The sequence below is a fragment of the Wolbachia endosymbiont of Drosophila barbarae genome (assembly GCF_044752445.1).
GTDB classification, from domain to species: domain Bacteria; phylum Pseudomonadota; class Alphaproteobacteria; order Rickettsiales; family Anaplasmataceae; genus Wolbachia; species Wolbachia pipientis.
In genome coordinates this window covers 1-2,882 of record NZ_JBIXJM010000205.1, presented here as the reverse complement: position 1 = coordinate 2,882, position 2,882 = coordinate 1, and the positions used below count along the sequence as shown (strand labels likewise).

Here is a 2,882-nt window from a genome sequence, read left to right as displayed (position 1 = left end):
TTGATTCATCATTCTCTTTGTGAAAAACATTCCAAACTTTCTCTCCACTTTTTCTGGGTAAGGTCAGTCAAACCTCCATTTTTTTTATATCAATTTATTACTTTTTTTTCGGTTTGACACACTTTTTTGAACATTCCCAACGAAAAAAGAAAAACAAGGTTTAATTTTCTTTTTTATTTGCGATTTATCTATTAATTAACCGTGAAAGGTTACGTGTAATGCTTCTTCACATAATTATCAATAATTGCCTTAAATTCTTCAGAGACATTATCACCTTGTAAAGTTTTGAAATATTTGCCGTTTTTGTAGACTGCTGAAACAGGTTTTTCTCCATATCCAGGTAAGCTGATTCCCAAATTTGCGTGTTTGCTTTCTCCAGGACCATTTACTATGCATCCCATAACAGCAATGTTCATATGCTCTACACCTGGATTTTTTTTCTTCCACATCGGCATATGAGTTTTTATATAGCCATTCACCTCTTCAGTTAATATACGAAAACGATCGCTACTCGTGCGCCCACAACCAGGACATGAATTAACCTGAGGGTTAAAGTGTCGCAAGCCTATAGACTGCAATATTTCCTGACACACCACCACTTCATTAGTACGCGATTCACCAGGACGTTGAGTCAAAGAAGCCCGTATTGTATCTCCAATGCCATTTTGCAATAAATAAGTAAGCCCTGCTGCGGTATTTACCACACCTTTATTGCCCATACCAGCCTCAGTTAAACCCAAATGCAGCGCATAATTGGAAGATTTTGCAAGTGCCATATAAACTAAAATTAAATCTTGTACTTTGCTAACTTTACATGAAATGATTATTTTGTTTGAATTTAGACCAATTTCTTCAGCTTTTTTTGCACTATCAAGAGCAGACATTACAAGTGCTTTGCGCAGTATAACGTCAGAAGGCCTTGAATTACTAAGCGAAGAGTTTTCATCCATCAATTTTTGCAAAAGGTATTTATCAAGACTACCCCAATTTACCCCAATTCTAACCGGAAGATCGTGCATTATTGCATACTCTATCACCCTTTCAAACTTCTCATCACGTTTGTCGCCAAAGCCTATATTGCCTGGATTGATTCTAATTTTACCCAGCATTTTGATGTTGTCTGGATAATCTTGAACTAATTTATCTAGCTCATATTGACCGCAGCCTACCAATATTTTACCGTCAAAACCTTCTTTATTTATCTCTTCTACTATATAAGGTATTGCTCTTGCTACCTCCTCTGAGTTCAAGGCAATTCGCACCAATTCTGAACCTGTACGCGCTAGTTCTGTTATCTCTTTTGCATAATGTTTTGCGCTACTTTTTATATTATCAGAATCTATATGCACACCAAGCGCCATAGATTGTACAACTACAGGATTATTTCCGCCTATCTTTACTTTTCCAACTTCTACAACATGAGTTTTGTGCCTGGAAATTGGCGATAATTCACATGCATCGTCATTCAATATCAGGTCTGTATCTAGCATATTATTAATTGTGATACTATTTTACTGTGTCAGCTACGCTGCCAAACGAACTTGAACCATTCAAACTATAAGCATCTACGTTATCCAAATTAGCAATAGAATCATGTGAGCACGTTCTTCTTGAAGGAGTTTCTTTTATAGTGATATTTATAGGAGAAACTTTCTTTTCTCGTGTTGAAGTAACTTTCTTCCCTTCTTGTTGTTCACTTTCATGCTGTTTACTTTCATACTGAGAAACTGGCTCTTGATCTATAAATACAGCACCCTTTAAACGTGCGATATTAATACCATGCTGATTTATCATAGTGCTCTCTTCATCGTCGACTATGCAAGCTTCCATGTCATTTGGCTCATTATCAAGACTAGCAATTTTTTTCTCTTTTAATTTTTTGATTAGATCTTCTTTATTTATAGCTCGATCTTGTAATTTTTTTTTCTTGAGCAATTCCCTACGCTTCTCATACAGTTTATATGACTCAGCAAAATCCTCATCTGTATGAAAGTTTGCACCACCAGGGTTACCAGGAGGTATGTATCTCTTACTGAGCTTAGATTTAGCTTCAGCACTATGCACAGTAAAAAAGCTAGAAACCAAAAACATTAATATAAATAAAATTTTAGAAAAAACCCTAAGCATATGGTGCTATAGTAAATATCGTGTTTTAAAAGATAGCAATTAACAAACTTTAAGTAAACCAGAATCTTTACTAACTTTACAATACAAATATTTTTCTAAAAAGTGATATGTTTGCTATCAAAAAAACCTACGCAGACTAAGAGAAGAGTAAGGTGTTACAAGTTGCGTAACACCTTTTCAAGAAAAGTGTTATGCAGCTATATGTTTGCAACTTTTAAGTTATTCTGTAGTTTTTCAGTACCATCGGTAGTATCTACATTACTAAGTTTTGCGTCTGGCGTATCTTTAGATAAGTCGTTTTTCTTCTCTTTATCAAGCTTAACTCCCTGATAGATACAGAATGCAACAAAACTAGTTATTGCTATTGCGGCAACAGCACTGACTATGATACAAATTGCCATTATTTTTTGTTGATCTGCTACTGCCTCTGCAAGTGTTTCCACTTTTTCTTGCAGGCCGTTTAAGTGCTCTTGCATAGCTTGAAACTGCTTAGTACCAATCTTGTCTTCTAATGCACTAAAAACTTTTTCAAACTGCTCAACATCTATCTTTTGAGCTTCTTGCCATTCTTTTAATGCACCAAAAACTTTTTCAAACTGCTCAGCATCAATTTTTTGACTTTCTTGCAATTCTGTTACACCTAACCAATTGCACAAAATTCCTTTTACCATTTTAACCCCCTAGTTAATTATAGCATTTCTCATAATAGTCCGAACAGGTCATAGGAAGGCAGAATCAACAGCACGACGAAAGGA

General features: G+C 35.3%; 3 protein-coding genes. All 3 read right to left on the bottom strand.

Translation table 11 applies throughout. The features are described 5' to 3' along the window. Positions 1-209 precede the first annotated feature (209 nt). A complete protein-coding gene (gene ispG, locus ACIPNH_RS04685) occupies positions 210-1,490 on the bottom strand; it encodes a flavodoxin-dependent (E)-4-hydroxy-3-methylbut-2-enyl-diphosphate synthase (protein ID WP_265024578.1) in 1,281 nt (426 codons plus the stop codon). A gap of 16 nt (positions 1,491-1,506) precedes the next feature. Continuing rightward, on the bottom strand, positions 1,507-2,127 hold the full coding sequence (locus tag ACIPNH_RS04680) for a TRP75-related protein (RefSeq protein WP_264723708.1): 621 nt from the start codon (positions 2,125-2,127) through the stop codon (positions 1,507-1,509). Between the two features lie 197 nt (positions 2,128-2,324). After that, positions 2,325-2,798 (bottom strand): hypothetical protein, encoded by a 474-nt coding sequence (locus ACIPNH_RS04675; protein WP_265024252.1) that lies wholly within the window; start codon positions 2,796-2,798, stop codon positions 2,325-2,327. Positions 2,799-2,882 lie beyond the last annotated feature (84 nt).

Coding starts and splice junctions, on each gene's coding strand:
- ispG (WP_265024578.1), bottom strand. CDS start 1,490: ATGCTAGATACAGACCTGATATTGAATGACGATGCATGTGAATTATCG.
- ACIPNH_RS04680 (WP_264723708.1), bottom strand. CDS start 2,127: ATGCTTAGGGTTTTTTCTAAAATTTTATTTATATTAATGTTTTTGGTT.
- ACIPNH_RS04675 (WP_265024252.1), bottom strand. CDS start 2,798: ATGGTAAAAGGAATTTTGTGCAATTGGTTAGGTGTAACAGAATTGCAA.